The sequence below is a fragment of the Devosia sp. YR412 genome (assembly GCF_900110945.1).
Taxonomy (GTDB): Bacteria; Pseudomonadota; Alphaproteobacteria; order Rhizobiales; family Devosiaceae; genus Devosia.
Genome location: NZ_FOFL01000001.1, coordinates 775645 through 798403, shown reverse-complemented (window position 1 = coordinate 798403; position 22759 = coordinate 775645). Strand labels below are relative to the sequence as shown.

At 63.3% G+C, this 22759-nt stretch carries 19 protein-coding genes and 1 pseudogene; 17 read left to right on the top strand and 3 right to left on the bottom strand.

Annotation, left to right across the window (positions count from 1 at the left end):
• Window positions 1–51: 51 nt before the first annotated feature.
• On the bottom strand, window positions 52–648 hold the full coding sequence (locus BM045_RS03825) for a L,D-transpeptidase (RefSeq protein ID WP_244522869.1): 597 nt from the start codon (window positions 646–648) through the stop codon (window positions 52–54).
• Between the two features lie 251 nt (window positions 649–899).
• Here BM045_RS03825 and rpiA point away from each other — a divergent pair, with 251 nt between their 5' ends.
• The 5 genes from rpiA to BM045_RS03800 all read left to right on the top strand — a co-directional run bounded on the left by rpiA (window position 900) and on the right by BM045_RS03800 (window position 7270).
• Window positions 900–1598, top strand: a complete 699-nt coding sequence (gene rpiA / locus BM045_RS03820; protein WP_092179793.1) for a ribose-5-phosphate isomerase RpiA — start codon at window positions 900–902, stop codon at window positions 1596–1598.
• A gap of 18 nt (window positions 1599–1616) precedes the next feature.
• A complete protein-coding gene (locus BM045_RS03815; protein WP_170848356.1) occupies window positions 1617–2144 on the top strand; it encodes a DUF2059 domain-containing protein in 528 nt (175 codons plus the stop codon).
• A gap of 116 nt (window positions 2145–2260) precedes the next feature.
• Window positions 2261–3640, top strand: a complete 1380-nt coding sequence (gene gor / locus BM045_RS03810) for a glutathione-disulfide reductase (protein WP_092179791.1) — start codon at window positions 2261–2263, stop codon at window positions 3638–3640.
• 266 nt (window positions 3641–3906) lie between these two features.
• On the top strand, window positions 3907–5283 hold the full coding sequence (locus BM045_RS03805; RefSeq protein ID WP_092179790.1) for a class II 3-deoxy-7-phosphoheptulonate synthase: 1377 nt from the start codon (window positions 3907–3909) through the stop codon (window positions 5281–5283).
• A gap of 97 nt (window positions 5284–5380) precedes the next feature.
• Complete coding sequence (locus tag BM045_RS03800; RefSeq protein WP_092179789.1) at window positions 5381–7270, top strand: PAS domain-containing sensor histidine kinase; 1890 nt, start codon at window positions 5381–5383, stop codon at window positions 7268–7270.
• Here the strand turns inward: BM045_RS03800 and BM045_RS03795 are convergent.
• A pseudogene (locus BM045_RS03795) lies at window positions 7267–7689 on the bottom strand (response regulator); the annotation flags it as partial. The gene BM045_RS03800 and the pseudogene BM045_RS03795 overlap by 4 nt on opposite strands.
• A gap of 216 nt (window positions 7690–7905) precedes the next feature.
• On the opposite strand from BM045_RS03795, the gene BM045_RS03790 reads away from it, so the two are divergent.
• The 3 genes from BM045_RS03790 to gltX all read left to right on the top strand — a co-directional run bounded on the left by BM045_RS03790 (window position 7906) and on the right by gltX (window position 11795).
• A complete protein-coding gene (locus BM045_RS03790; RefSeq protein WP_139198691.1) occupies window positions 7906–8691 on the top strand; it encodes a hypothetical protein in 786 nt (261 codons plus the stop codon).
• Between the two features lie 114 nt (window positions 8692–8805).
• Window positions 8806–10473 (top strand): NAD+ synthase, encoded by a 1668-nt coding sequence (locus BM045_RS03785; protein WP_092179783.1) that lies wholly within the window; start codon window positions 8806–8808, stop codon window positions 10471–10473.
• On the top strand, window positions 10470–11795 hold the full coding sequence (gltX, locus tag BM045_RS03780; RefSeq protein WP_092179781.1) for a glutamate--tRNA ligase: 1326 nt from the start codon (window positions 10470–10472) through the stop codon (window positions 11793–11795). Before BM045_RS03785 ends, gltX begins: the two co-directional genes overlap by 4 nt.
• On the opposite strand, the gene BM045_RS03775 is transcribed toward gltX, so the two are convergent.
• Window positions 11740–12891 (bottom strand): DUF2865 domain-containing protein, encoded by a 1152-nt coding sequence (locus BM045_RS03775; protein ID WP_170848355.1) that lies wholly within the window; start codon window positions 12889–12891, stop codon window positions 11740–11742. The genes gltX and BM045_RS03775 overlap by 56 nt on opposite strands.
• 144 nt (window positions 12892–13035) lie before the next feature.
• On the opposite strand from BM045_RS03775, the gene BM045_RS03770 reads away from it, so the two are divergent.
• The 9 genes from BM045_RS03770 to BM045_RS03725 all read left to right on the top strand — a co-directional run bounded on the left by BM045_RS03770 (window position 13036) and on the right by BM045_RS03725 (window position 22755).
• On the top strand, window positions 13036–14034 hold the full coding sequence (locus BM045_RS03770) for a fumarylacetoacetate hydrolase family protein (RefSeq protein WP_092179777.1): 999 nt from the start codon (window positions 13036–13038) through the stop codon (window positions 14032–14034).
• 103 nt (window positions 14035–14137) lie between these two features.
• A complete protein-coding gene (locus BM045_RS03765; RefSeq protein WP_092179775.1) occupies window positions 14138–14587 on the top strand; it encodes a c-type cytochrome in 450 nt (149 codons plus the stop codon).
• 230 nt (window positions 14588–14817) lie between these two features.
• Window positions 14818–16224 (top strand): cysteine--tRNA ligase, encoded by a 1407-nt coding sequence (gene cysS, locus BM045_RS03760; protein WP_092179773.1) that lies wholly within the window; start codon window positions 14818–14820, stop codon window positions 16222–16224.
• On the top strand, window positions 16221–16697 hold the full coding sequence (locus BM045_RS03755; RefSeq protein WP_092179771.1) for a GFA family protein: 477 nt from the start codon (window positions 16221–16223) through the stop codon (window positions 16695–16697). The genes cysS and BM045_RS03755 overlap by 4 nt, the downstream gene beginning before the upstream one ends.
• The gene (locus BM045_RS03750) at window positions 16697–17218 is read left to right on the top strand and encodes a GFA family protein (RefSeq protein WP_092179769.1); all 522 of its coding nucleotides are present in this window, start codon (window positions 16697–16699) and stop codon (window positions 17216–17218) included. Before BM045_RS03755 ends, BM045_RS03750 begins: the two co-directional genes overlap by 1 nt.
• Window positions 17219–17226: 8 nt before the next feature.
• Complete coding sequence (gene cimA / locus BM045_RS03745) at window positions 17227–18831, top strand: citramalate synthase (RefSeq protein WP_092179768.1); 1605 nt, start codon at window positions 17227–17229, stop codon at window positions 18829–18831.
• A 144-nt stretch (window positions 18832–18975) separates the two neighbouring features.
• Entirely contained in the window at window positions 18976–20427 is a 1452-nt protein-coding gene (locus BM045_RS18675; protein ID WP_139198690.1) for a LysM peptidoglycan-binding domain-containing protein, read from the top strand.
• 88 nt (window positions 20428–20515) lie between these two features.
• Complete coding sequence (locus BM045_RS03730) at window positions 20516–20860, top strand: ArsR/SmtB family transcription factor (RefSeq protein ID WP_170848353.1); 345 nt, start codon at window positions 20516–20518, stop codon at window positions 20858–20860.
• On the top strand, window positions 20860–22755 hold the full coding sequence (locus tag BM045_RS03725) for an ABCB family ABC transporter ATP-binding protein/permease (RefSeq protein WP_092179761.1): 1896 nt from the start codon (window positions 20860–20862) through the stop codon (window positions 22753–22755). The genes BM045_RS03730 and BM045_RS03725 overlap by 1 nt, the downstream gene beginning before the upstream one ends.
• Window positions 22756–22759 lie beyond the last annotated feature (4 nt).

Sequence of the window (22759 nt, the reverse complement as noted above, 5' to 3'; positions counted from 1 at the left end):
AGGACCACCCGAAGGTGGTCCTCTCTAAATTTTGCACGAATGCAGAAGGGCTTAGTGGTTGACGACGATGCGGGCGCCGACCGCGACACGTTCGTAGAGGTCGGTGACGTCTTCATTGGTCAGACGGATGCAGCCCGAGGAAACGGCCTGGCCGATCGACCAGGGCTCGGACGTGCCATGCACGCGATACAGCGTCGAGCCGATATAGAGGGCACGCGCGCCGAGCGGATTGTCCGGGCCGCCTTCCATATAGGCGGGCAGGTCCGGAACGCGCTTGCGCATCTGTGCCGGCGGGGTCCAGCCGGGCCATTCCGCTTTGCGGGTGATGCGGTGGGTGCCGGCCCAGGTAAAGCCGTCGCGGCCGACGCCGATGCCGTATTTCAGCGCCTTGCCGTCTTCCAACACCAGATAGAGCCGGCGCTCGCCGGTCTCGATCACGATCGTGCCGGGTGCCTGGCTGGTCTCGTACTCGACGATTTCCTTCTGGATCGGGCTGCCGGCGCGCGGGCTGCGCTTGGGCAGCTGGCTCGAATCAATCCAGTTGGCATTGAGCGGATCGTACACCAGCGCTGCCGTGGCAGGCATCACGCTGGTTGCCGACAGGAGTATCGACAGCCCGAGTGCTGCCACTGACTTGATATTGAGCATCTGACGACTTGGCCTCTGAAGTAGAACGGGGAATCGTTTCGCCCGCTCCAAGAATTTCGGTTGCTTACGCGTATTGCAGTGGTGCGGAAAGGCCACCCTGCCTCTGAATCGCCACACTCTGAGCACCTTCACTAAAATGTGTTGCTAGCCGGTTACACTCCGCGGTCACCAATCCGTGATCTTGCGCCCAAGGCAGCATTGACAGGCCCGGCGCACCCTGCAATTTCCAGCCCAACACCAGCGAGAGGGCAATCATGAGCGAGGATCTAAAACGGCAGGCGGCCGCCATGGCGCTGACCCAGGTCAAGCCAGGCATGCGCCTCGGCCTCGGCACCGGCTCCACCGCCCGCCATTTCGTTGATCTGCTCGGCCAGCAAGTTGCCCAGGGCTTTGATTGCCTCTGCGTGCCCACCTCCGAGGCCACGGCGGAGCAGGCCCGCTCGCTCAACATTCCGCTGTCCGACCTCGACGCACTTGATCGGCTCGACCTGACCATCGACGGCGCCGACGAGATCGATCCCCAGCTCAACCTGATCAAGGGCGGTGGCGGCGCGCTGCTGCGCGAAAAGATCGTCGCTGCAGCGTCAGACGCGATGATCGTCATCGCCGACGTCTCCAAGCTGGTCGAGACGCTCGGCCGCTTCCCTCTGCCCATCGAGGTCAACCGTTTCGGCCTCGGCGCGACGCATCACGCGGTGGCCGAAACCATCGCCCGCCATGGCGCCGAAGGCGGCTTGAAGCTGCGTGAAACCGCCCCCGGCATGCCCTTGATCACCGACGGTGGACACCTGATCCTTGATGCATTTTTTGGCCGCATTTCGCAGCCAGAAGCGCTATCACGCGACTTGCTCGATATCGCGGGGGTAGTGCAGCACGGCCTGTTCCTCAAAATGTGCAAGACGGCTTATGTGGCGACCCCGGATGGCGTAAGAACGCTGGCGGCTGATTGATTGATGGATCGGGACAAGATGGCTTTTTCGACGATGACCTCTGTTATGACGCGCGCCAAGGCGCTGCTGGCTATGGCCCTGGGCGTGGCGATGCTCGCTGTTGCCGCCCCTGCCATGGCGCAGGAAGTGCCGCCCGAGCAGCTGGCTCTCGCCCGCAAGTATATCGACCTGACCGACCGCGCCTCGGTCTATGAAATCACCCTGGTCGAAATCGGCATCGGCACCATGCGCCAGATCGTGACGCAGAACCCAGAAATCGTCGACGAGACCGATGAAGCCGTCGGCAAGATCCTCGAGGAATATCGCGACCGCAAGGGCGAGCTGCTCGACCAGTTTGCCCGTATCTATGCTGTCCGCTTTACCGTCGAAGAGCTGCAGCAGATCGTCGCCTTCTACGAGACCCCGACCGGCCAGAAGCTGGCCCAGGCCAATACCGAGGTCAATTCGGACCTCCAGGCCGTGTTGCAGGTTTTTACCAACAACACCCGCCCGGAATTTTTCGCCAAGGTCCGCGCCGAACTGCGCGCCAAGGGCTTCGAACTCTAGTATTTGTGCCAAACGCATGGCAGCTATCGGACCCCGCCTTGTGCGGGGTCTTTTTTTATGCGACGCCCATGCCGATATCCATCGTCATATACCGATGAAGCAACAGGAGCCCTGCCATGACCTATGATTATGATCTTGTCGTCATCGGCGCCGGCTCCGGCGGTGTCCGCGCCGCGCGCATGGCCGCTACCTATGGCGCCAAGGTTGCCATCGTCGAAGAATTCCGCGTCGGCGGCACCTGCGTCATCCGCGGCTGCGTCCCCAAGAAGCTCTATGTTTATGCCAGCCGCTTCAAGGACCTGTTTGACGTTGCCGGCAGCTTTGGCTGGCAGGTCGGCGCCAGTTTCGACTGGCTGACCCTGGTTGCGGCCAAGGAAAAAGAGATCACTCGGCTCGAGAATGGCTATACCGCCAATCTCGAAAAGCCCGGCGTCGAGATCATTAAGGACCGCGCGGTCGTGACGGGCCCCAATTCCGTGCATCTGGTCAGAGGCGACCGTGACCTCAGTGCAAAATACCTTCTCATAGCCACCGGCGCCCATCCCAATATCCCGCATATTCCCGGCGCCGAACTTGCCATCACCTCCAACGAGGCCTTCGATCTGCCAGAGCTGCCGCATTCCATCCTCATCGAGGGCGGTGGCTATATCGCCGTGGAATTCGCCACCATTTTCGCCGGCCTCGGCGTCAACACCACGCTGATCTATCGCGGCGACTGCATCCTGCGCGGCTTTGACGAAGACATGCGGCGCGGCCTCGAAGCCGGTCTCACCGAGCGTGGCGTCAAGCTGATGTACCAGACCACCATCAAGGCGCTTACCCGTGCCGGCGACGACATCTCCGCCAGCTTCAGCGACGGCGTCACCGCCCCCTATGGCGCGGTGATGTTCGCCACTGGCCGCGTCCCCAATGTGCATGGCCTCGGTCTAGACAAGGCCGGCGTGGAGCTGACTTCCAGCGGCGCGGTCAAGGTCGATGCCTACAGCCAGTCGACGGTCCCTTCGATTTATGCCGTCGGTGACGTTACCGGCCGCGCCCAGCTCACCCCGGTCGCCATCCGTGAAGGCCAGTATTTCGCCGAGACGGTGTTCAACAACAACAAGCAGGCCGTCGATCACTCGCTGATCCCCACCGCCGTTTTCTCCGAACCCGAACTCGGCGTCATCGGCCTCACCGAACGCGAAGCCGCTACCCATGGCGATATCGACGTTTTCGTCGCCCGCTTCCGCCCGATGATGAACACGCTCTCCGCCCGCACCGAGCGCATGGTGCTCAAGCTGATCACCGAAAAAGACGGCGGCAAGGTGCTCGGCTGCCACATTTTGGGCCCAGGCGCTGCCGAAATGATCCAGCTCGTCGCCATTCCCATGGGCATGGGCGCCAGCAAAGCCGACTTCGACCGCGCCATGGCTCTGCACCCTTCGGCCGCCGAAGAACTGGTGACCTTCAAGGCCCCGACCTACACCTATCGCAACGGCGAGAAGGTCGGGGGCTAAGCACAGACTGCCCCCAAGAGTGGCGCCCACCCTCTCCCGTTGAGGGGAGGGAAGCGAGATAGGACTTAGCCGTTCGCTAAGTCCGTCATCGAGCAGGAAGGGGGTATCGTTCCGAGAGTGTTGTGCCTGTGGCCTACCCCTCCCTTGATCCCTCCACTCAAGGGGAGGGTGTCGACTGATATGCTTGCTCCCGACCACGTCCGCTTTCCCCTTGTCCCCCGCGCTCCCCCTTGGTATTCCCGCGCCACGAAACGAGGAAACCACCGATGACCACCTGGACTCCCGATAGCTGGCGCGCCAAGCCAATTTCCCAGGTTCCGGCCTATCCAGATCAGGCTAAGCTCATCGAAGCCGAGCGCCAGCTCGCCACCTTCCCCCCGCTGGTCTTTGCCGGCGAGGCGCGCGACCTCAAGGCCCGACTGGCCGCCGTCGCCCGGGGCGAAGCCTTCCTGCTACAGGGCGGCGATTGCGCCGAGAGCTTTGCCGAGCACGGCGCCGATCACATCCGCGACTTCTTTCGCGTCTTCCTGCAGATGGCGGTGGTGCTGACCCACGGCGCCTCCAAGCCGGTGGTGAAAGTCGGCCGCGTAGCCGGCCAGTTCGCCAAGCCGCGCTCGGCTGATACCGAGATCATCGATGGCGTCGAACTGCCAAGCTACCGCGGCGACATCATCAACGACATCGCCTTCACCGAAGCCTCGCGCGTGCCCGATCCCGATCGCATGCTGCAGGCGTACCGGCAGTCCGCCGCCACGCTCAACCTGTTGCGCGCCTTTTCCATGGGCGGCTATGCCGAACTGACCCGCATCCACGAGTGGACCGTGGGCTTCATGAAGGGCTCCAACTGGTATCCGCGCTACGAGGAAGTGGCGCGCAAGATCGACGACGCCATCACCTTCATGGGCGCCCTCGGCCTCAACCCCGACAATACGCCGGCCCTGCGCCAGACCAGCTTCTTCACCAGCCACGAGGCCCTGCTGCTCGGCTATGAAGAGGCGCTGACGCGTCGGGACAGCATCTCCAACAACTGGTACGCCACCTCCGGCCACATGCTGTGGATCGGCGATCGCACCCGCCAGCCCGATGCCGCCCATGTCGAATATTTCGCCGGCATCCACAACCCGATCGGCATCAAATGCGGTCCCTCCCTGTCGAGCGACGACCTGCTGCGCCTGCTTGACCGCCTCAACCCCACCGATGAAGCCGGTCGCATCACCCTGATCGCCCGCTTTGGCTCCGACAAGATCCACGATCACTTGCCGCGCCTGATCGAAACCGTGCAGAAGGCTGGTCGCACCGTCGTCTGGTGCTCCGATCCCATGCATGGCAACACCATCAAGGCGTCCACCGGCTTCAAGACCCGCCCCTTCGACCGCGTCCTGTCCGAGGTGAAGAGCTTCTTTGAGATTCACCGCGAAATGGGCACTTATGCCGGCGGCGTGCATATCGAAATGACCGGCGACGACGTCACCGAATGCGTCGGCGGCGTCTCGGCTGTCACCGAGGCAACGCTGGCAGATCGCTACAACACCTATTGCGACCCGCGCCTCAACGCGTCGCAGGCCCTTGAGCTGGCCTTTCTCGTCGCCGAGGAAGTCCATGCCCAAAAGCCGCTGCGCCAGCAGCTCGCCGCCGGAGAATAATCTTCGGCAGGATGAACCCGATATCAGGTCGCGCGTTGCGGATCAGCCGTGCGGCCCGCTATAGTTGTGCGCCACATCTACCCGATGAAAGTTGCGCATGCCGAAATCCCTGTTTCCTGCTGCCAGCCTTGAGACGCGCCAGCGCCTCGAGCAGGATCCAACGCTCAAGCTGATCAACGACTATGACTGGTCGACCAATCCGCTCGGGCCCATTCCGGAGTGGCCGGAAAGCCTGCGCGGTGCAGTGCGTCTGATGATGCTGGCTGCCACGCCCATGGTGATGATGGTCGGCCCCACGGGTATCCTGATCTACAACAATGCCTATGCCGATTTTGCCGGTAACCGGCATCCCGAGATCTTTGGCATGCCTGCGCTCGAAGCCTGGCCCGAGATTGCCGAATTCAACCGCACCAATATCGAACGAGGCCTGGCTCGCGAATCCTGGGCGCTGCGGGACCAGGAGCTGGTGCTCAACCGGCACGGCCAGTTCGAATCCGGCTGGATGGACCTCCACTACAGCCCGCTGGTCGGTGATGACGGTTTCTCCATGGGTACGCTCTGCATGGTCTATGAAACGACCGAGCGGGTGCTGGCCGAGCAGGCCTTGGCCCGTAGCGAGGAGCGCCTGTCGCTGGCGCTGAGCGGTTCCGCCCTCGTTGGTACCTGGGACTGGAACGTCACCGAAAATATCGTCACCTCCGACGATAAGTTCGCCTCAATGTTCAATCTCGATCCGCTACGCGCCGGGCTCGGCGTGCCGATCGAGGCTTTCCTCGCTGCCATCCATCCCGATGACACGGTCCGCGTCGGCCAGGAGATCGACCAGGCGCTCAAGGACGGCGCCTCCTATCGTAGCGAATATCGCCTGCTTGCCGCTGACGGTACGACACACTGGGTCATCGCCTCCGGCCGTCCCCGCCTGGGATCCGATGGCGTCGCCACCCGCTTTCCCGGCGTCATCGTAGATGTCACCGAGCAACGTCGCATTTCCGAGGCCCTAGCCGAGAGCGAGTTGCGCTTCCGCACGCTTGCCGACACCATGCCGCAAATGGTCTGGTCGACGCTGCCGGATGGCTTCCATGACTACTACAACGCCCGCTGGTATGAATTCACCGGTGTCCCGGTCGGCTCTACCGATGGCGAGGGCTGGAAAGACATGTTCCACCCCGACGACCAGGAGCGCGCCAATACGATCTGGCGCCAGTCGCTGGCCACCGGCGAGCCCTATCATATCGAATATCGCCTTAAGCACCACAGCGGCGAATACCGCTGGACGCTGGGCCTTGCGCTGCCGATCCGCGACAGCCATGGCCAGATCATCCGCTGGTTCGGCACCTGCACCGATATCCACGAGACACGGCTGGTCGCCGAAGAGCGCGAGCTGGTGGCCCAGGAACTCAGCCATCGCATCAAAAACATCTTTGCCGTCCTCACCAGCATCATCAGCCTCTCCGCCCGCAGCCGGCCCGAGGTCAAGACATTTGCCGACGAGTTGCGCCAGCGCATCTATGCCCTGGGCGAAGCCCATGATTTCGTGCGTCCGCACAGCCATGTCTCGCGCCCGCCGGAAAACCAGGGTTCGCTGCACTCATTGATCAACCGCCTGACCCAGCCCTATGGCGAGGGGCGCATCGCTTTCACCGGCGAGGACACCCAGATTGATGACGGCGCCGCCACCCCACTTGCCCTGCTGTTCCATGAATTGGCGACCAATTCGGCCAAATATGGCGCGCTGTCGCTGGATGGGGGCAGGGTGGACCTTGCCGGCAGCCACCACGAGGATCGCTACCACCTGTCGTGGAAGGAATTGGGCGGTCCCTCGATCGCCGGCCAGTCCGAAAACACGGGCTTCGGCTCGCGGCTGATCACGCTCAGCGTCGAGGGTCAGATGCGCGGGAGTTTGGAGCGACTGTGGGAGGCCGATGGCCTGCGTGTCGAGATCGACCTGCCGGTCGATGCCCTGCGCCGCTCGGCTCGCCTGACCTAGCTGGGAATAGCGGCCGGCGACCAGTTGAACAATTGCAGCCGGCGCGGTGGCTCAGCCTCGGCAGCCGATCGACGCGCCACCGCATAGGCTACGGCCGCGCGCAATTCCTGCTCGGATACCGGCTTGGCCAATACGCCAACCGTGCCCGGCACGCCTTCGCCCAATTGGGAGGGATTGGCGGTCATATAGACCACGGTAACGCCATGCGTTTGCGCCAGGATCCGGCCAATGCCGATACCGGTCGCGCCATCACGCAGGTTGAGGTCGACCAGGGCCACTTCGGCCTCGGATGCCAGGGCCAATGCAGAGCGCTCGTCGGAAGCGATCCCGATCGGGTTGAACCCCATCTCTTCGATCACATGCTCGATTTCAGTCGCGACGAAAATCTCGTCCTCGACCACTAAGATGCGCGTCATGCAAAAACTCGTTCTACCACTCTGGCCTTCTGGCTACCGAGCAACTCCCCATTGGAACGAAGGGTTGCTCCCTGCGGCGCAGATTCACGCGCCGCCTCATCATTTTTGCACCGCTGCGTTACCAAAGTCACAACCAGGGCCGACAGGCATTTAGCGGAACCTTAACCCTAATGCACCATGAATCCTTTTGGGCCACATGTGTATAGGCAGGAGTAGATGATGAACCGCACCGCAAAGGGCATAGTCGCAGCCATTTTCCTCTGCACATCGCTACCCGCCATCGCTGCTGACTACCCGGAATATCCCGAGCTTCGCCCCGCCTACCAGCAGGATTGGGAGAGGGCCGACGACGATATCGGTTTCGAATTCGGCACCGCCTATTGGTATTCCTGGGGCGGTCGCAATAGTGGCCCGACCGGCGGCGCGTCCACCTTCGCCCTGCGCGACACCTCCAGCATCGCCGATATCCACGGCCGCATCGACGATCTCTATACCAATACCTATCTGCTCGCCCGCGCCGGCATCAGCCTCAATACCACCGGCACATATACGCTGCCGGCAGGCGGGGAGGGCGGTATCGCGCCGCAGTCGCTGATTGGCTACTCCAGCATCGATTATGGCTGGCTGCCGCTCGGCTCGCTGAAAGAGGGTCACGCCTTTGGCGGCCTGATTGGCTACCAGTATTGGAAAGAGAATCCCTATACCCCGGGCGTCAACACCGACATGGACATCCAGGCCTTGCGCCTCGGCCTGCGTGCCACGGCGCAGTTTGAGCAGTTCGACCTGCAGTCCGAACTGGTCGCCGTGCCTTACGCCTATGTGCGCGGTGGGCTGACCAACCGCGCCTATGGCGTGATGAGCGAAACCATGGCCGGCTTCCGCCCCACCGAAAATCTCAGCCTGCGTTTTGGCGGTCGTGCCTGGTACCTCGAAAATTCCAACGGCACCAACACCTCGAACCTGTTCCGCTACGGCCTGATGGCCGAAGTCGCCGGCCGCTTCTGACCGTATCAGCCTGCCTTGCGCTTGCCCTCACCGGGGCGAGCGGCTAAGTCTTGCGCGCGCCCGGCCACCCCGCCGCGGCGCGTTTGATTTTCCTCGATATCGGGTCCCATCACCGTGACAGACCGCCTCAGAATTGCGCTCGCCCAGCTCAATCCCAAGGTCGGCGATCTCGTCGGCAATCTCGCGCTCGCCCGCAAGGCGCTGGCCGACGCCGAGGCAGCCAAGGCCGATATCCTGATGTTCTCCGAACTCTTTTTGACCGGCTATTTCCCGGACGACCTGCTGTTCAAGCCGAAGTTCCTCTCCGACGCCTTGCAGGCCGCGCGCGACCTCGTCGCCGACACTGCCGGTAGTGATGTCGTCATCATCCTGCCCACCGTCTGGCAGGAAAATACCGGCCTGCATAACGCCGTGCTCGTCGCCGAAAGCGGCCAGATCATCGCCACGCGCCTCAAGCGCGAGCTGCCTAATTCCGACGTCTTCTATGAAAAGCGCTATTTCACAGCCGGCCCGCTTGCCGATCCGGTCGTGATAAAGGGCGTCCCCGTCGGCATCCCGATCTGCGAAGACATCTGGCACACCAGCGTTTGCGAACACCTTGCCATGCGCGGCGCCGAAATCATGCTCTGCCCCAATGGCTCGCCCTATTGGACCAACAAGCAGCATGTGCGGAAAGACCTGGTCCGCGCCCGCGTCGCCGAAGACGATGTGCCCATGCTCTATCTCAACCAGGTCGGCGGCCAGGACGAACTGGTCTTCGACGGCGCCTCTTTTGCCATCGAGCCGGGCAACAAGCTGGTGCTGCAGGGCAAGAGCTTCGCCGAGGATTTCATCCTCTCCGACTGGACGCGCGGCGACAACGGCTGGACCTGCGCCAGCGGCGAAGTCGTCGAATTGACCTCGACCGACGAAGCCCCCTGGCTCGCCTGCGTGCTCGGCCTGCGCGACTATGTACGCAAGAATGGCTTCAAGCAGGTCGTCCTCGGTCTCTCCGGCGGCATTGACAGTGCCGTCGTCGCCGCCATGGCTGTCGATGCTTTGGGCGCCGAAAACGTCCACTGCATCATGCTGCCCTATCGCTACACCTCCGAGGCCAGCCTGACCGATGCCAAGGCCTGCGCCGAAGCCCTCGGCGTGCGCTACGACATTGTCTCGATCGGCAATCCAGTCGATGACGCCCTCGTCGAACTGGCCCCGATCTTTGCGGACCGCGCCCCCGATCTGGCCGAAGAAAACATCCAGTCCCGTATGCGCGGCGTCGTGCTGATGGCTGTCTCCAACAAACTTGGCTCCATGCTGCTGACCACCGGCAACAAGTCCGAAATGGGCGTCGGCTATGCCACCATCTATGGCGACATGAACGGCGGCTACAATCCGCTGAAAGACATGTTCAAGATGGAGGTCTATCGCCTCGCCGCCTGGCGCAACAGCCATGTTCCCGGCGACTGCCAGGGCCCATCCGGCGAAGTCATCCCCCAGGCCATCATCGACAAGGCCCCCAGCGCCGAACTGCGGCCCAACCAGACCGACCAGGATTCGCTGCCCCCCTATCCCGTGCTCGACGGCATCCTCAAGGGCATCGTCGAAGACGAGCTGTCCATCGCCGAGATCGTCGCCATGGGCCACGATCAGGCCCTGGTCGAACGCATCGAGCGCCTGCTCAATATCGCCGAATACAAGCGCCGCCAGTCGGCGCCGGGTCCAAAGCTGACCGTCAAGGCCTTTGGCCTCGGCCGCCGCTACCCGATCACCAATGGCTACAAGGACCGGATCATCGGATGACAATCGTTCGCTGGGCGCCGTCGCCCACTGGCCGCATTCACCTCGGCAATGCCCGACCGGCCCTGCTGAACTGGTTCTACGCCCGCCGCCACGGCGGCCAGTATGTCCTGCGCATGGACGATACTGATCAAGCCCGCTCGACCCGCGAATTCGCCGATGGCATCGAGGTCGACCTCGCCTGGCTCGGCATCACGCCCGACCTCCTCGTCCGCCAGTCCGAGCGCACCGCCCTCTATGACGCCGCCGTCGATAAGCTGAAAGCTGCCGGCCGGCTCTACCCCTGCTACGAAACCGAGGAAGAGCTCGACCGCAAGCGCGCCCGCGCCCGCCTCCTCAACAAGCCCCCGATCTACGACCGCGCCGCCCTGTCGCTGACCGACGAGGACAAGGCCAAGTACGAAGCCGAAGGCCGCCAGCCGCATTGGCGCTTCAAGCTCGATGGCCGCCCGGTGCAGTTTGACGACATCATCAAGGGCCCCCAGACCGTCAACACCGCCTCGATGTCCGACCCCGTTCTCGTCCGCGGCGATGGCTCCTATCTCTACACGCTCCCCTCCGTCGTCGACGACATCGACCTCGCCATCACCCATGTGATCCGCGGCGAAGACCACGTCTCCAATACCGGCACCCAGATCGAGATCTTTGAAGCGCTCGGCGGCACCATCCCGACCTTCGGCCATCACAATCTGCTCACCGACGCCGAAGGGCAGGGCTTCTCCAAGCGCCTCGGCTCCCAGTCGATCAGCGACTTCCGCGACGAGGGCTACGAGCCAATGGCCATTGCCATCATGGCCAGCCTGACCGGCACCAGCCTGCCGATCGAGACCTACGAAACCCTCGACGAAATCGCCAATCGCCTCGATTTCTCGATGATCTCGCACGGCGCCGCGCGCTTCGATCCCGTCGAACTGGACAACCTCAACGCCCGCCTGCTGCATGCGCTGCCCTATGAGGGCGCCGCCGGCCGTCTCTCATCGCTGGGTCTTGAAGGCGAAGCGATGTGGCTGCTGCTGCGCGAAAACCTGCGCAAGTTCGACGACATCGCCGACTGGGCGAGGCTCGTCACCGGTCCAGTTGAACCCGTCATCGCCGACGAAGACCGCGATTTCCTCGCCCTGGCAAAGGCCCTCCTGCCCGAAGAGCCTTGGGACGAAACCACCTGGAGCCAGTGGACCGAGCTGCTGAAAACCTCGACTGGCCGCAAGGGCAAGGCGCTGTTCCTGCCGCTGCGCATGGCGCTGACCGGCCGCCACGATGGTCCCGAGCTTAAGTCCCTGCTTCCGCTGGTTGGGCGTAAGGCGTGTCTGGACCGACTACCCTGACCACCTTGTCACCGAACTGCACCAGCCGCAGGTCACTCTCCGCTGGCGTCTGAGCCGGCAGCGTCACCGGCGTTTCGCCTGGACCCGCCGGACGGCGGCGCGGCATGGGAATATCTACCAGCGCAGCCGTCTGCACCGGCACGGCTGCCGCAACGGCCTGCACCGGCACTACGCCGCGCGGATCGCGCCGCGGCATCGGAATGCTGACGCCACCAACCTCCATCACCGCCTGGGTCGACCCATCCGCCTCGGTGGCCACGCTCATCGTGCCCTGCGCAATGGCCGGCACCTTGCAATTGGCGGTGGCGCTGGTGTCCAGCGCGTCGCGATAGCGGAAGGCGCTTGGCAGCGACGTATACATCTCGCCGAATTCATTGCGCATCTGCTCGGGCTCCTGGCCCGGATTGTCATAGAAATACAGCTGCACCGGCGTCGTCGGACAGCTTTGCTGGCACGACATCGCGTCATTGCCGATAAAGTCGGGCAGGGTGGAATAGCTGATCGGCCAGAAGTAGCCGTCGCTCAGCCGCACGCAGACCGTGCGCACCGTCTGATAGCCCTGATAGCCCCAGTAATCGCCGCCATCCACCATCTGCCCGTCGGAAAAATCGCCTTCCGAAGTGGTACCGAAAATCCGGTCGAACACCGACTGGCGCTCATTGCTGAAGGTGGCGCTCGAGCCCTGCGTGCCGCAGCCGAAACGCGCCATTTCCTGGAGGATCGCTTCGCGCTGGCCGGCTACGGCATTGGCCGTTTCCACCTGCTGGCCAACCTGCGCCGCCACATCGCGCAGCCGCAGCACTTCGCGCCCGATCTGCCGGCACTGGTCGGTCAGCTGCACGCCCGCGCGCGCCGCATCATTGCATCCATCGCGCACATAGCGGCTTTCCATCGCCTGCACGTCCTGCTGCGCCTGCCGGGCCGCCTGCGAATTGCCGCCCATCTGCCGGAAGTCGCCATTGCGGTCGAACTGGCGCAGCGCCGCATCGAGCTGGACGCATTGCGCGGCCTGCGCATAGGCCGTGTTCACGTCAAGCACGAGCAGGATCGCCGCCAGCACCGTGAGAAAAATGGCGCGTGTGCTCTTGCTGCTCAAGCCGTCCCCGAATCCCTTGTCCGGCGCGCCGCGCGCCGTTTCATGGGGCCTTAAGACAACGCTAGGACCCATGGCAACACTATAGTGGCCACCGCGTTGCCATGGTAGCGCTGCAAGGCCACACATGTTCGAGATTGCGCCCCGATGAAACTCGCCACGCTCCGCAATGGCCGCCCCGATGGCCAGCTTGTCGTCCTCTCTGCCGACGCATCCCGCTATGTTTCGGCTGGCCGCATCGCTCCGACACTGCAGGCGGCGCTGGATGACTGGGAGGCCCATGAACCGGCCCTTTCCGCCTTGGCAACCCAACTCGATGCCGGAGCCATCGCCGGCCAGCCCTTTGACGCGGCCCTCGCGCTGGCGCCGCTGCCACGCGCCTATCAGTGGATCGATGGTGCCGGCTACCTCAGCCATCTCGAACGCGTTCGCAGCCTCAAGGGCAGCAAGGACGAGGAACTGCAGTCCACCCGGCCCCTGCTCTATCAGGGCGGTTCCGATTCGCTCTCGGCGCCCACCGACCAGATCCGCATCACCGATCCCGATCTCGCCCTGGACTTCGAGGCCGAAGTCGCCGTCATCATCGCTGCCGTCCCCATGGGCGCCAGCCGTGAACAGGCCGCTGCCGCCATTCGCCTCGTCACCGTCTGCAACGATGTCTCTTTGCGCCGCCTTGTCGTCGATGACCTGCAGAATGGCTTCGGCTTTTTCCACGCCAAACCCTCCACCAGCTTCGCCCCCGTCGTCGCCACGCCCGCCAGCCTCGGCGCCGCCTGGCGCGACAATCGCCTGCACTTGCCCCTGCGCATAGAGGTCAATGGCACGCTTTACGGCCAGCCCAATGCCGGCACCGACATGCATTTCGACTTCGCAGACCTGATCGTCGAAGCCGCCCGCACCCGTAACCTCGCCACCGGGACCATCATCGGTGGCGGCACCGTCTCCAACCGCCACGACGAAAGCCTGCCCATCAAGCGCGATGGCATTGGCTTCGCCTGCATTGCCGAGGCCCGCACCGTCGAAAAACTCAAATATGGCCGCGCCCGCACGCCCTTCCTCAAACCCGGCGACACGGTCCGCATCGGCGCTGTCGCGGCCGAGAAATCCATCTTCGGCGACATCGTCCAGCAGGTGGTCCTCGCCTAACCCCCTGCAAAATTTGATAACATTCCCGTGTGGGCGTTGGGGCTGTCACACACCCATGCAACTCTGGCAACATCACTGACTATTGCGCGTTGAGGGTGCACTGATGTCGATCAAGAAGATTTCCGCCATGGCCATTGCTGGCCTGATGACCCTGGGCGTCGTCGCCACCTTTGCCCAGGATGCCTTTGTCGCCCCTGCCACGCCTGAAGAGGCCGTCACCGCCCGCAAGGCCCTGATGCGCACCAATGGCCAGACCCTGCGCGGTGCGGGTGCCCTGACCGGTGACCAGGCCGTCGCCGCCATGCAGACCCTGCTCGACGACTACACCAATATGCCGGCCCTCTTCCCCGAAGGCTCGATTGTCGGCGAGAGCGAAGCGCTCCCCGCCATCTGGGAAAACTGGGAAGGCTTTACCGCCATCATCGAGACCGGCCGCGCCGCCGCCGAATCCGGTCTGGCTGCTGCCCAGTCCGGCGACGCTGCCGGCTATGCCGCTGCGCTCCAGGCCATCGGCGGCACCTGCGGCCAGTGCCACCAGCAGTTCCGATCCTGATTTGAAATCGCCTCCAAAGCGATTGGCGGCCTCCGGGCCGCCTTTTTTCTTTTCGGCTTGCTTTCCCGCAGCACTCCGGCCAATCTTGCCGCCATGAAGATGTCGATCATTCACCGCTGCATTATTACCTGCTAACCACTGGTTGGCGGCGCGGTCTTCTTCATCCCAATAATCTGATACCCGAAGAGCCGTCTGCCAGCTTGAACACGCTTGGCCCAGGGACGGACCACATGACCACGCTTACGCTCTACAATACGCTCACCCGCACCAAGGAGGCCTTTGCCCCCATCGATGCGAACAATGTGCGCATGTATGTCTGCGGCCCCACGGTCTATGACTTCGCCCATATCGGCAATGCGCGGCCCGTCATCGTCTTCGACCTGCTGTTTCGCCTGCTGCGCCAAACCTATGGCGCCGAGCACGTCACTTACGTCCGCAACATCACCGACGTCGACGACAAGATCAACGCCCGCGCCCTGCGCGACTTTCCCGATCTGCCGCTCAATGAAGCGATCCGTCGCGTCACCGAAAAGACCGAAAAACAGTTCCTCTCCGATGCTGCGGCACTGGGTTCGCTCGAACCCACCATCCAGCCGCGCGCCACTGACAATATCGAGCAGATGCAGGTGCTGATCCGCGACCTCATCGCCAACAACCACGCCTATAACGCCTCGGGCGAAGTCCTCTTCGACGTCAAATCCATGCCCGATTACGGCCAGCTCTCCGGCCGCAATCTCGACGACAACCTCGCGGGTGCCCGCATCGCGGTGGAAGCCCACAAGAAGAACCCCGCCGATTTCGTGCTGTGGAAACAGTCGTCCGAGACCGAGCCCGGCTGGGACAGTCCCTGGGGCCGCGGCCGCCCCGGCTGGCATATCGAATGCTCGGCGATGTCCGAGCGCTATCTCGGCCAGACCTTCGACATCCACGGCGGTGGCGTTGACCTGATCTTCCCGCACCACGAAAACGAGATCGCCCAGTCCCGTTGCGCCCATGGCACCCACGCCATGGCCAATGTCTGGATGCACAATGGCTTCCTGCAGGTCGAAGGCCAGAAGATGAGCAAGTCGCTCGGCAATTTCGTCACCATCAACGAATTGCTCGAGACCGGCGCCATGGGCGGCCGCGCCTGGATCGGCGACGTGCTGCGCCTCGCCATGCTGATGACCCACTATCGCGAGCCGATCGACTTCTCGGTCAAGCGCCTCGAAGAAGCTGAAGCCAAGCTGCGCGACTGGCAACGCGCCGCCCGCGGTGCCGAACTGTCCAAAGGCGATGCCCCAGACGAAAGCGTGGTGAAAGAACTCACCGACGACCTCAACTTCCACCGCGCCTCGGTGGCCCTCGATTTCATCGCCAAAAAGGCCAATCGCGATGAAGGCAATGCCAGGCATTGCCTCGCCGCCACACTCCGCTTCCTCGGCTTCAGCCTCGACAGCCTGCTCACCTCCGACGACGGCTGGGAAGCCCCACCACACATCGCCAAAGCCATCACCGACCGCCTCGACGCCCTCGATGCCAAGGACTTCGCCAAAGCCGACCAAATCCGCAAGGAGCTCGCCGAACAAGGCATTTCTCTGATGGACTACAAGGACGACGCCGGCCAGCGCGCGACAAAATGGGAGATGAAGCGGTGACCGGAAAACCCGACACTCTCACCGGCGGCTGCCAGTGTGGCGCCGTCCGCTTTGCCGTCACCCGGCTTGGTCGCGGTTCGATCTGCCACTGCCGCATGTGCCAGAAGGCCTTTGGCGGCTTTTTCGGCCCGCTGATCACCGCCCATAATGCGCAATGGACCCGTGGCGAACCCAAGTGGTTCCAGTCGTCCAACGCTGCCCGCCGCGCCTTCTGTGGCGATTGCGGCACGCCGCTCGCCTATGAAACCCGCTTCGGCCTCGAACTGGCCATCGGCGCTTTCGACGAGCCGGAGCTGGCCGCGCCGGTGATCCAGGTCAATCCCGCCGACAAACTGGCCTTTTTCGATGGCCTCACCGCTCTGCCGGTGCGCTCGGAATCCAGCGACGAATGGCGCGATTTCCTCGCCGGCATCCACTCCAACCAGCATCCTGACCACGATACCGACGATTGGCCACCGAGGGAGAAACCGTGATGGACCGCTACGCCATGGAGGTCTCTGGCGGCTGCCAATGCGGCGCCGTGCGTTATCACGCCACCGAAATGCTCGACAACGCCCATATCTGCCATTGCCGCATGTGCCAGAAGGCGGTCGGCAACATCTTTGCCGCCCTTGTCGCCGCGCCACGCGACGCCATCACCTGGACCCGCGGTACGCCGGCCCGCTTCCGAAGTTCCGAACATGTCGATCGCGGCTTTTGCGCCCAATGCGGCACGCCGCTGTTCTACGACGATATCACCGGCACCCGGATCAACTTCACCATCGGCTCGCTCGACCACCCTGAGCTTTTCCCGCCCCATATCAGCGACGGCAACGAAGGGCGCGTTCCCTGGTTCGAGACCTTGCCGAGCCTGAAACATGGCGGCGAAACCGGCACGCGTGGCGAAGACGATGCCGCCTGGGCGGCCGCCATCAAGTCCACCAGCCACCAGCACCCCGATCACGACACCACCCGTTGGCCCGACCTTGCGGTTGGGCTGGGCCAGAGCAAATAAAGCCAGCAATGTCCAAAGACCGCCTCTATCTCTTCGACACCACCCTGCGGGATGGCGCGCAAACCGCCGGCATCGAGTTCTCGCTCGAGGACAAGATCTCCATTGCCCGCCTCCTCGAAGAACTCGGCGTCGATTACATCGAAGGCGGCTATCCCGGCGCTAACCCAGTCGATACCGACTTCTTCGAACAGAAGCGCACCAGGACCGCCAAGTTCACCGCCTTCGGCATGACCAAGCGGGCAGGGCGCTCTGCCGCCAATGACCCGGGCGTCCAAGCTTTGCTCAATTCATCCGCCGAAGCCACCTGCTTCGTCGCCAAGACCTGGGACCATCAAATCAAGGTGGCGCTCGAAATCACCCTTGAGGAAAACCTCGCCAACCTGCGCGACACGGTGGCCGCTGCCGTCGCCGCCGGCAAGGAAGCGCTGATCGACTGCGAGCATTTCTTCGACGGCTTCAAGGCCAATCCCGACTATGCCCTGGCTTGCGTCAAGACCGCGCTCGATGCCGGTGCGCGCTGGGTGGTGCTCTGCGACACCAATGGTGGCACCATGCCCTCTGAGGTGACGCTTATTGTTAACAGTGTACTAACCATTGCGCCCGGTTCGCACCTCGGAATCCACGCTCATGACGACACCGGCCAGGCCGTCGCCAACACGCTGGCAGCCGTGGAAGCTGGCGTCCGCCAGATCCAGGGCACGCTCAACGGCATCGGGGAACGCTGCGGCAATGCCAATCTCATCACCATCATCCCGACTCTGGTGCTGAAGCCCTATTACGCCAACCGCTTCGAAACCGGCATCGACGCTACCCGCCTTGAGCGGCTGGCCTCGATTTCCCGCGCCTTCGACGACCGGCTTAATCGCGCCCCCCTACGACAGGCGCCCTATGTCGGCCGCTCGGCCTTTGCCACCAAGGCCGGCATCCATGCCTCGGCCCTGCTCAAGGATTTCTCGACCTATGAGCATGTTCCGCCTGAAAGCGTCGGCAACGAGCGCTCGATCATGGTCAGCCAGCAGGCCGGCAAGTCCAATCTGCTGACGGCGCTCGCCCGCCACGGCATCGAAATCTCCAAGGACGATCGCCGCCTCGAAAAGCTCCTCGCCGAGGTGAAACACCGCGAATCGCGCGGCTATTCCTACGACGGCGCCGACGCCTCCTTCGCCGTGCTCGCCCATGAAGTGCTCGGCACGCTGCCCGAATTCTTCCAAGTGGAAAATTACCGCGCCAGCGTCGAACGCCGCCACAATGCCCAGGGCGAGGAAATCACCATGACCGAGGCGGTGGTGAAAATCCGCGTCGAGGGCGAGTTGCTGATGTCGGTGGCCGAAGGCAACGGCCCGATAAATGCCCTGGATTTGGCGCTGCGCAAGGACTTGGGCAAGTATTCGAGCTGCATCGAAGACCTCGAGCTAGTCGACTTCAAGGTCCGTATTCTGGACGGCGGCACGGGCGCGGTCACCCGTGTACTGGTCGAGAGCCGCGATGGCACCGGCGAGCGCTGGTATACGATCGGGGTTTCCCCCAACATCATTGATGCCTCCTTTGAAGCTCTGTATGAATCAATCACCTACAAGCTGTTGAAAACTGAGACGGCCGAGGCGAAGACTTAACCGGGCAGTTCAACGCGAACTGCCGCAACGGTCCTGGAGGACAAACTGGCCGATACCGCTCCCAAGAAACCCCTGGCGCTCACTCTCGGGGCAGCGGCGGTCACCCTGGCCGTCATCATCGGCGTGCTTGCTGGTCCGTCGGTTGTGTCCTGTTTCAACGCCGAGGGCGGCATGGGCTATTGCCTGCGCGGCAAGATGACCGATGCCGGAATTCTGCCACGTCAGGCCGTCGCCTCGACCGACGCGGCAACCCAGCCGGCAGAGCCGGTCGCCGTGGTCACTCCAGCACCAGAGCCTGAAGTCGCCGTCGGCGAGCCCACGCTCGATGTTACGCCGCCTGCACCTGCTCAGGATGACATAGACCAGGCGGCGGCCGATGCTTTGATGGCTGCGACCTTCGGACTGCGCGTCGAGGCCGACGGTTCCGTGCTGATCGCTGGTAGTGGAACCCCCGGCAGCGAGTTGGAGGTTTACGCCGATGATGCGCTGTTGGGCTCGGCAACGGTTGAACCAAGCGGCGACTGGGTGATCATCCCTGACGCGCCGATTGCGCCCGGTGGCAGCGAGATTACTCTTGGTGAAGCCGGCAAGCCGGGCCGTTCGCCCAAGTCTTTCGTCGTCGTCATCAATGACGACAAGTCCAGCGAACCTTTGGTCGTCGCCAGCACCCCTGGTGCTGCCAGCGAAGTGCTGCAGGGCCTTGATCGTCCGACTATCGACACCACCACCCAAGTCGCCGCCGCTACCCCAGCGACGCCTCCAGCGCCTGCGCCCACACCAGCCCCGGCCGCCACTGCGGCGGCCCCTGTCGCGACACCTGCGCCAGCGCCCGCTGCACCTGCGCCTACCGCGCCAGCTCAGCCAGTCCCAACGCCCGTTCCAGCCATAACGCCTCCGGCCGAGCCGGCAGCACCCACGCCTGAGCCCGCTCCCGCAGCACCGGCGCCCGCAACTCCAGCCACACCGCCACCAGCAGCCCCTGCGCCCGACGTCGCCGCAGCAACGCCTACGCCCGCCACGCCACCAGTCCCCGCTGCAGTCGCGACCATCGCCCCAACCATCGACGCCATCGAAATTGAAGGCGAGCGCACCTTCTTCGCCGGCGCCGGAACCGAGGGCGCCACCATCCGACTTTACGTGGACGACAGCGTCATCGCCGATACCGTCGTGGAAGACGGCCGCTGGCTCGTCGAAGCGGGCAATGTGTTGACCAAGCCAAGCCAGCGCGTCCGCATCGACATGCTCAACGCCGGCAGTGCCGATGTTGCCGCCCGGGCCGAGGTGAACTTCGAAGTTGATGTCCCGGCCGACGCACCGGCCACCACCGTTGCCGAAGCCGCACCGGCTGCCGAACCGGCTCCGGCAACCGATGCGACACCCGTCCCAACCATGGTCGCCGTCTCCGTCGGCGGCCCAGATGCGGAGCGCTTCGCGTCGGGCAAAGCGATCATCCGCCGTGGCGACAACCTCTGGACCATCGCCCGCCGCGTCTACGGCGAGGGCATTCGTTACACGACCATCTACGAGGCCAACACCGGCCAGATCCGCGATCCCGACCGCATCTACCCCGGCCAGGTGTTCGAGCTGCCGAATTAAGCGCTTTCCGCAAATAACTGCGCAGAAAATGGCCCTCCCTCGGGAGGGCCATTGTAATTTTAGCGGGCTACCCCCATTTTATCGGCAAATGACGATCAAACCCGGCGAAGCCATGCAAGACGACGACATTGCCAATATCATGCGAGCGATGGGCCACCCGGTGCGGCTCAACATCCTGCGCATCCTGGCCAAGCAGGAGCGCGGCGAATGCTGCTGCGCCGACGTGACCGACGAGTTGACGCTGGCCCAGTCCACCGTCAGCCAGCATATCAAGGTTCTGCTCGACGCCGGCCTCATCGAACGCAAGCCGCGCGGCACGCGCAATTGCTATATCGTCCAGCATGACCGGCTCGCCGCCCTCGGCAGCGCCTATTCCGGCATGATCGCCGGCTTTTCGCCGGCACCATCCAGACTGGAAGCGGAACTCGCCTGATGTCGACTGACAATGCTGCGCCGAAACCGTCCGTTAGCGCGGACGAGGGTTCCCTATTCTCTACCGTCCGCAATCTCTGGCCTTATATGTGGCCAACTGATCGCGCCGACCTTCGCCTGCGCGTGGTGCTCGCCATCGGCGCCCTGCTGCTCAGCAAGGTAGCAACCACGCTGATCCCCTTTGCCTATAAGGGCATTATCGACAGCCTTGACGGCTCCGCCCCCAATGGCGCGCTGATCCTCGGCCTTGCCGTGCCGATCGCCCTGGTGGTCGCCTACGCGCTGGGCAATGTCATCGACGCCGCCTTCCAGCAATTGCGCGACGTCTGGTTTGCCAGCGTTGGCCAGCATGCCGTGCGCACGTTGGCACTGCAGACTTTCCACCATATGCATCGCCTGTCGCTGCGCTTCCATCTCGCCCGCCGCACCGGCGGGTTGAGCCGTGTTATCGAGCGCGGCACCAAGGGCATCGAAACGGTCGTCCGTTTTGCCATGCTCAACATCGCTCCCACCATCGTCGAATTCATCATCACCGCCGTCATCTTCGTCTGGATGTTCGGTTTCAGCTATCTCGGCGTGCTGGTGGTGATGATCTGGGGCTATCTCTATTTTACCATTAAGGCGTCGAACTGGCGTATCGCCATCCGCCGCGACATGAACAATTCCGACACCGATGCCAATGGCAAGGCGATCGACAGCCTGCTTAACTATGAGACGGTCAAATACTTCGCCAATGAGAAGATGGAGGCCGAGCGCTACGACCTCTCCATGGCCGGCTATGAAAAGTCCGCCATCCGCATCTGGACCTCGCTGGGCTTCCTCAACTTCGGCCAGGCCATCATTTTCTATGCCGGCTTCCTGATCATCTCGATCATGGCCGTGATGGGCGTTATGAACCAGACGCTGACGCTGGGCGATTTCGTCCTGCTCAACACCTTCCTGATGCAAATCTACCGGCCGCTAAACTTCATCGGCTTCGTCTATCGCGAGCTGCGCCAGGGCCTCACCGATATCGAGGAAATGTTCAAGCTGCTCGACCAAAAGGCCGAAGTGGAAGACCGCGCCGACGCCAAGCCGCTGGCCGTCACCGGCCCGGTGATCCGCTTCGACAATGTCACCTTCCACTATGATTCCAATCGCCCGATCCTCAAGGGCGTCAGCTTCGAAGTGCCGGCCGGCAAGACCGTCGCCATCGTAGGTCCCACCGGCGCCGGCAAGTCTACCATTTCGCGGCTGCTCTATCGCTTCTATGACGTCACGGGCGGTTCGATCACCATCGACGGGCAGGACCTGCGCGACGTGACGCAGGAAAGCCTACGCTCGGCCATCGGCATGGTTCCGCAGGATACCGTGCTGTTCAACGATACCATCGGCTACAATATCGAATATGGCCGTCCCGGTGCCGGCACCGAAGAGGTCCGCGCTGCCGCCGCCATGGCGCAGGTCGGCCCTTTCATCGAGTCGCTGCCGCACGGCTACGACACCCCGGTCGGCGAGCGTGGCCTCAAGCTTTCCGGTGGTGAAAAGCAGCGCGTCGCCATCGCCCGTACCATCCTCAAGGCCCCGTCCATCCTCATCCTCGACGAGGCGACCTCGGCTCTCGACACCAAGACCGAACGCGACATCCAGTCGGCCTTGGACGTGGTGTCGAAAAACCGCACCACGGTCGTCATCGCCCACCGGCTTTCGACGGTCGTCAATGCCGACGAAATCCTGGTGCTGCGCGAAGGCGTCGTTGCCGAACGCGGCCACCACACCGACCTCTTGGCTCAGGATGGCCTCTACGCCCAGATGTGGAGCCGTCAGCGCGAAGCCACCGAGGCCGAAGAGAAACTGCTCCAAACCGCCAACGACCCAGACGGCTTCGTCAAGCGCGGCGCCCCCGCGGCGGAATAAGGAT

Excerpts from the sequence above, each read along its gene's own strand:
- cysS (WP_092179773.1), top strand. The coding sequence starts at position 14,818 with ATGACCACGCTTACGCTCTACAATACGCTCACCCGCACCAAGGAGGCC.
- BM045_RS03770 (WP_092179777.1), top strand. The coding sequence starts at position 13,036 with ATGAAACTCGCCACGCTCCGCAATGGCCGCCCCGATGGCCAGCTTGTC.
- BM045_RS03750 (WP_092179769.1), top strand. The coding sequence starts at position 16,697 with ATGGACCGCTACGCCATGGAGGTCTCTGGCGGCTGCCAATGCGGCGCC.
- BM045_RS03725 (WP_092179761.1), top strand. The coding sequence starts at position 20,860 with ATGTCGACTGACAATGCTGCGCCGAAACCGTCCGTTAGCGCGGACGAG.
- BM045_RS03765 (WP_092179775.1), top strand. The coding sequence starts at position 14,138 with ATGTCGATCAAGAAGATTTCCGCCATGGCCATTGCTGGCCTGATGACC.
- gor (WP_092179791.1), top strand. The coding sequence starts at position 2,261 with ATGACCTATGATTATGATCTTGTCGTCATCGGCGCCGGCTCCGGCGGT.
- BM045_RS03825 (WP_244522869.1), bottom strand. The coding sequence starts at position 648 with ATGCTCAATATCAAGTCAGTGGCAGCACTCGGGCTGTCGATACTCCTG.
- gltX (WP_092179781.1), top strand. The coding sequence starts at position 10,470 with ATGACAATCGTTCGCTGGGCGCCGTCGCCCACTGGCCGCATTCACCTC.
- cimA (WP_092179768.1), top strand. The coding sequence starts at position 17,227 with ATGTCCAAAGACCGCCTCTATCTCTTCGACACCACCCTGCGGGATGGC.
- BM045_RS03805 (WP_092179790.1), top strand. The coding sequence starts at position 3,907 with ATGACCACCTGGACTCCCGATAGCTGGCGCGCCAAGCCAATTTCCCAG.
- BM045_RS03815 (WP_170848356.1), top strand. The coding sequence starts at position 1,617 with ATGGCTTTTTCGACGATGACCTCTGTTATGACGCGCGCCAAGGCGCTG.
- BM045_RS03800 (WP_092179789.1), top strand. The coding sequence starts at position 5,381 with ATGCCGAAATCCCTGTTTCCTGCTGCCAGCCTTGAGACGCGCCAGCGC.
- BM045_RS03730 (WP_170848353.1), top strand. The coding sequence starts at position 20,516 with ATGACGATCAAACCCGGCGAAGCCATGCAAGACGACGACATTGCCAAT.
- BM045_RS03790 (WP_139198691.1), top strand. The coding sequence starts at position 7,906 with ATGAACCGCACCGCAAAGGGCATAGTCGCAGCCATTTTCCTCTGCACA.